Below are 6061 nucleotides of genomic sequence, written 5' to 3' on the forward strand. Positions count from 1 at the left end.
ATGAGTCGGTGGCGGGCCTGACGGACGCGGCGGCATACGCGTCGGCGTATCCGACCACATGGGATCAGCTCAAGGCCGGGGTCGCGGGGTGGACACAGTGAGCGCTCCTGATCCTCGGGCGGCGCCGATGCTGAGCGCTGGGCAGGTGCCACGGGTGCGGGTGGAGGCGACGCTGCTGCCGGTCGGGGGTGGCGCGGTTCCGCTGCCGGTGTCGTCGGCGCGGCGACGCTCGTCGGCCGGCTATGTGCATCGTCACGAGCTGACTTTGGTAGTGCCGGACCTGCCGGACCGTCCGCGGCTGGATTTGGGCGCCGGGCACATGGTGATGGTGTCGACGTCGATCCGCGCGGGTCGAGAGTGGGTGAATGCGCCGCAAGGGGTCTACCGGATCACGGATGCGCCGCGGGATAGCGCGGGCACGTGGTCGCTGACGGGCAAGTCGGAGGAGTATGTGGCGCAGCGGGCGGACCTGCTGTGCGACGTCAAGGCCGAGGGTTCGGCGCTTGAGTTCCTGGCCACGATGATCCAGGGAGCATGCCCGGACGCGCGGCTACTCGCGGACGTCTCGGATGTGCCGTTGGCGGCCACGAAATGCGAGTCTGGCCAGTCCGGCTCTCGGTGGTCGGCGATCGAGTCGGTGGCCGCCGCGTGCGGCTGGTCGGTGTGGTGCGACTTGCGCGGCGTGTGGCGGGTCGGTCCGCGCCGGCGCGTAGAGGGCTCCCCAGATTGGTCGGTGCGCAAGGGCGCGTCGGCGGTGTCGTGGGGGTCGGCCCGCTCGGACGCGGAGACGTACAACGTGGTCGTAGTGCGGGACCGGGACCGCCGCTTTTGGGGCATCGCGGTCGACGACCGGCCGGGCTCCCCGACATATGTGGGTGCGGATGTCGTGCAGTGGTCTCGTTCCGCGCGGACGCGCGGGCTCAATGCCATGCCGCGCACTTACGGACTTTATGCGCATGTCGTCGAGATGGACGGCATCGGCTCGGACGCACAGGCGGAGGCGGCGGCACAAGACGCGCTCGCGGGGTCAGCGTCGGTGCGTCGATCGCTCGAGGTCGTTTCGTCGTGGCAGCCGTGGGCCGATGTGGATGACCTGCTGCTGATCGACACGGAGGCGCCCGCGGTGCTGGCCGTGCTGGATGGGGTGGATGTGGACCTGACAGGCGATTCTTCGATGCGATTGGAGGTCCGCTCGTGACCGATGTAGACGCGATTTCCGGTGTGCCGGTGGGTGATCCGAGCAATGCGAGCTTCCCGGCGCAGCTGACGGCCTCGGTGGAGGCTTTATCGCGGCTCGTGGTCAATCGGTGGGACTCGCTGACCCTCCGGTCCGCGGCGTACGCGGCATCCGGGGAGGATCCGCAGGTGGGCGAGGTCTTCACCTTGAGTGAAGACCCGGGCGCCTTCTATGTGGCCACGGCGGCGGACGTGAACGCGTGGACACGGATCACGCCGGGCCGCAAGGAGCTGTCCGGGCAGGCGCGCGTAGATTGGCCGTCAGGTGGCGGCCCGGCGTCGGTGAACAGTCGCGTGGCGATCCCGGTGGGCACCTTTGGCACGGATCGCCCGATCGTCATGCTGACGGCAATCAACGGCCCTGGCGGCGGCGGGATGCCGGTCGTATTCACTCTCACCAAGAACAACAGCGACACCCCGTCGAGCGAGGTGACGCCCACCGACTTCGGTATCCAGGGCTTCACCATCGGCGAGGGGTTCTCAGGCTCGGGTGTCTTCCGCTACTGCCACTTCTTCGCGGTGGCCCGTGACCTGGCCGGCTCCATCGTGGCGACCCCGGCTACGGGCTGATGCCGATCCGGACGCTGCCCTATCAGGGGCAGCCGGGTGAGCAGGCGGCGCCGGAGAGTGAGGTCCGCGGGCGTGTCACCTGGGATCAGGTGGCGGGTAAGCCGGCGGCTTTCCCGCCGATCGCGCACGTGCACCAGCCGCAGGATATTGACGGGCTGAATCTGTGGATTCTGAGTCAGGCCGCGACCTTTCTTCCAGGTGCGACCTTCACGGCTTATTGCCGTGCGGGAGTGTGGGATTTGCGCGGCTGGTACGGGATGCTTGGCGGACGCAAGGAGGTCACCTTTGTCTGGGTGGCCATGTCCCCGACCGACCCGCCGCCGCCGACTACGGGCGGCGCTTATGCCATTCCCGGGCATGACCTGTACGTACCGGTGGGCGGCACGATCCGGATCGTCGAGGGCGACGCGGGCCCGGGTGATATCGAGTACGACGCGCTCGCCCTGGCGTGGGACGTCGAGCGGTTGGTGCCGGCGGGCGAGATCGAGTACGGCCCAATGTCCTTGACGTGGGACGTGCAGCGGGCGGCCCCGACGAGCATCGAGTACACGTCACTGGCGCTGTCGTGGGACGTGAAACGTGTGGCTGACGCGAGCAAGCCGAAGGGTCTGCTGGGCGGCACGATGGGCCGCTCGCTCAGCGACACGCTGGGCATCCTGGACGCGATCGTCAAGCCGGGGATCATCTCGGCTTCGCGGCCGCGGTCCACGGTGATCGAGGTCGACTGGGACGCCTTTCAGTCCGCACGCGGGTCACTCGTCACGGCGAAGGTGAACGCGCTCAGGGCGGATATCGCCACGGCGAGGACTAACGGGCTCAACGTCTTTATCCGGCCCTTCCACGGCATGTATGCGCCGACGTGGGCAAAGGACTTGGTCGGCATCCTGGGCTTCCGCGAGACCGCGGGCGCCGAGCCGTACTGGTACACGAATGACGGCGCGGACGGGGACGACACTAAGCCGGCCGCCCCATCTACGCGCACGAAGCCGGTAGCGGATCGCTGGTTTCCGCTGAAGAAGCCGATCCCGAACTGGACGGACCCGCTGTATTGGCAGCTGGTGCGGGAGTTTCACGAGCTCCTGGCGGCGGCGATCGGCGACGAGCCGAACCTCGTGGCCATCGCGATGAGCCTGCCGATGACGCAGTACGCCGAGCCTTGCATCAAGCAGTTCTCGTTGCCAGAGAACCGGATTGCGTCGCTGCACTGCTGGAAGAAGGTGGCCGGCGCATGGGTGGAGCAATCCGGGCACTACACGCTGGCGGGTGATCTCGCGTCCTTTACCGAGGGCTTCGATATCTGGAATGACATTTGGACCCCGCGCGGCGTGGCGACGGCGGTTTCCTACAACCCGCATCAGTCGATCAACTCGGCAGACCCGCCCGGCATGTCGAGCAGTGACGACCGGACCCTGGCGCTCATGGATGAGCAGATCGCCAAGTTCGGGTCTAAGTTCGCGATCCTCGAAAACAACTCGATTGCAGCGATGCTCGTATCCGGCGTCTGGAAGTTCGAGGGCTATGCCGCGATCTACGCGCGGATGAAGTCGTTGCACGCCTCGACGGGTGTGCGTCTGCATTTCCAGACAGAGACGAAGGTCAAGCACCAGAAGAAGGACGACCCTACGTCGCCCCTCAACACTCACAAGCTCGCGGCCGAGTACGGGGCGATGTCGGTGGAGATCACGCGCGGCGGGCACCTGGCGGCCGCGCGTGTCGACCCGGGCGTGGGCTCGGGCTGGACGGCCTGGACCACGGCCGACGCGACCGCCGTCAACAACGCCTGTACGGCCAACGTCCCGGCATGGTGGTCATGAAAGGAGCAGCGCCGCAATGGCTTTCACTGCATCGGATCTAGCGGTCCGACTCTCGACAGGCTCGGCGGGGACGGCGGGCAACACGTCCACCTCCACCCCGAACGCATCCCTCGGAAAGTACATCTCGACCACGTCGGCGGGGCCTGCGCTTTTCGACACGATCAGCGACGCGGAGAACAAGGGCAGCGTCATCGACTACCGGTGCTTCTTCGTGGTCAACACGCACGCCACCGACGCGATGCCGGGGCTCAAGGTCTGGATTAAGGCGCAGGTGCCGGGAGCGGCGTCGGCGTCGATCGCGGTGGACCCGAACCCGGCGACTCCGATCGGGTCCACGACCGCGCAGGCCGTGGTCATTGCGACGGAGACGACCACACCCTCGGGCATGACCTTCTCGGCGCCAGTGACGGACGCAACGGCACTGATCATCGGCGACCTTCCGGCGGGGTCGTGTCGCGCGATCTGGGTCAAGCGCGCTGCTGCCGACAGCCCGGCGCTGGCCGGCGACGGCGTAACCCTCGGATTCAAGTCCACGCAGGTCTAAAGCCTTGCACACCAAGACGATTCGAGAGGTGTACTGAATGGCTCGCATCCCCGTCGGCGGTACGGCTACCGTCGATCAGCTCGGGAAGGTCGCAACCCCGGGCGCGTCGGCGGTGCTGTATCTGACGCGGCTGGGTGGCACTCCGATCGCGGACGTGATCGACGAGGCGGGTGCTGCGATCCCGGGCGGGATCATCACCATCCCGGCTGACGGGATTTTCCCGCTCGTGCGGCCGGAAGTCGGCGCGCTGACGGCCGTATGGGTGAGCGTGAACGGTGGTCCGCGTCAATGGCTGCCGGCGCACAACTTGGGGGCCGGTGGCGGGACTGTCACTGTGGATTCGGGGCAGACCCTCTCCACCCTGTCGGAACGCGCGGCGCCGCCGACCCGGAAAGCGGTCTCCGCGGGGACGCTGCGGATCGTCGTCATGGGCGACAGCAAGATCGAGGGCGTGGGCGCGAGCGACCGCGAGCACGCCTGGCAGAGGAAGCTACTGGCAACATTGCGGGCGACCTACGGGTCTGCCGACACCGGATACGGCTACTGGCCGGCGATCTCGGGACACCCTTTCGTCGTGCCCAACCCGGCGCTCGCCGGTGCGTCCGCGACGGCATTGCCCAATGCCTACGGGCTGGGCATGAAGGCGGTCCGGCTCGGCATTAACGACACCCTCACCTACCCGGCCCAGCAGGCCACCAAGATCACGGTCTTCTACGCGCGCACCATGTTTTTCGGCGGGACCGCGAACGTCCTCATCGACGGCGCGGTTGTCGGGTCGATCAACTCTGCCGGCGCCGAAGAGTCCGGGCGCACCGTTTCGTACACGGTGGCGGCAGGGGCGCACACTGTCCAGATCAAGGGCACCTCGGGATCGGCTAGCGCGGTCGTCGAGGGCGTTTGCTTTGAGACGGCCACGTCTGGGGTGAAGCTGTACGACGGCGCTCATGGCGGCTACCGCGCGGACCTGTACGCCCAAGGTGGCGCCGACATCGGTTCGTACGATGCGGACGACCGGCATTACGAGGCCGTCGCGACTGTCAACCCGCACTTGGTGGTCATCGGCCTAGGTGCTAACGACATGGCCGGCGTTACTGGCGGCTTCGGTGTCCCGGTCAACGCGACCGCGTTCGGGTCTTACCTGCTGACCATTGTGACGCGCCTGCGAGCGGCGGCCCCCGGGTGCGCCATCGTCTTCGTGATGTCCACGCGGCGGCTTGAGGACACGGCCAATCCCGAGATCCTGACCGAGCACGAGGAGGCCGCGCGGGAGGCTATCGGTTCCCTGCCGGGTGTCACCATCCTCTACGAGTCCAGCCTGTGGCTGCCGAACACCAGTGCGCCGCAAGACGAACTCGGATGGCTGGCCGACTCCGTGCACCCGTCGGACCTGGGTCATGCCGAGATCGCGAGGCATGTCGCGGACCGTCTGGGCGAGGACCCGCGGCTCGCGGATGCGCGGACCCCGACTGGTGCGGCGGGTGGCGGGCTGACTGGCACCTACCCGAATCCGACTGTGGCCGCCGTCCGTGGCGTGACCGTGTCGGCTACAGCGCCGACGGCGGGTCAGGTGCTCACCGCATCGTCGGGTACGGCGGCGGGGTGGACCACACCAGCCGCAGGCGCCGGGGATGCCACGACTACCACTAAGGGTGTTGTGCAGCTCGCCGGGGACCTAGCGGGCACGGCGGCGGCACCCACCGTCGCGAAGGTCAACGGGACCACGCCGGCCGCGACCGGCCTCGCATTGCTCGGTGCCGCGAGCGCTGCAGCGGCGAAGACCACGCTCGCGCTAGTGAAGGCCGATGTGGGACTGGGCAGCGTCGACAACACGTCGGACGCCGCCAAGCCGGTCTCGACGGCCACCGCTACCGCGCTCGCCGGCAAGGCTCCCTCGGTC

The 6061-nt window shown here is 67.9% G+C and carries 5 protein-coding genes; all 5 read left to right on the top strand.

The window, feature by feature from the left end; translation table 11 throughout:
* Positions 1 to 127 precede the first annotated feature (127 nt).
* Complete coding sequence (locus tag PKH97_RS12695; protein WP_324387855.1) at positions 128 to 1198, top strand: hypothetical protein; 1071 nt, start codon at positions 128 to 130, stop codon at positions 1196 to 1198.
* A gap of 167 nt (positions 1199 to 1365) precedes the next feature.
* Positions 1366 to 1806, top strand: a complete 441-nt coding sequence (locus tag PKH97_RS12700; protein WP_324387856.1) for a hypothetical protein — start codon at positions 1366 to 1368, stop codon at positions 1804 to 1806.
* Entirely contained in the window at positions 1806 to 3620 is a 1815-nt protein-coding gene (locus PKH97_RS12705; RefSeq protein WP_324387857.1) for a hypothetical protein, read from the top strand. The genes PKH97_RS12700 and PKH97_RS12705 overlap by 1 nt, the downstream gene beginning before the upstream one ends.
* Positions 3621 to 3636: 16 nt before the next feature.
* Entirely contained in the window at positions 3637 to 4164 is a 528-nt protein-coding gene (locus tag PKH97_RS12710) for a hypothetical protein (protein WP_324387858.1), read from the top strand.
* A gap of 37 nt (positions 4165 to 4201) precedes the next feature.
* On the top strand, positions 4202 to 6061 hold a 1860-nt coding region (locus tag PKH97_RS12715; protein ID WP_324387859.1), incomplete at its 3' end, for a GDSL-type esterase/lipase family protein.

Origin of the sequence: Nostocoides sp. (assembly GCF_035343835.1) — a bacterium.
In the GTDB taxonomy this organism is placed as follows: Bacteria; Actinomycetota; Actinomycetes; order Actinomycetales; family Dermatophilaceae; genus Nostocoides_A; species Nostocoides_A vanveenii.

Excerpts from the sequence above, each read along its gene's own strand:
- PKH97_RS12705 (WP_324387857.1), top strand. The coding sequence starts at position 1,806 with ATGCCGATCCGGACGCTGCCCTATCAGGGGCAGCCGGGTGAGCAGGCG.
- PKH97_RS12710 (WP_324387858.1), top strand. The coding sequence starts at position 3,637 with ATGGCTTTCACTGCATCGGATCTAGCGGTCCGACTCTCGACAGGCTCG.
- PKH97_RS12695 (WP_324387855.1), top strand. The coding sequence starts at position 128 with ATGCTGAGCGCTGGGCAGGTGCCACGGGTGCGGGTGGAGGCGACGCTG.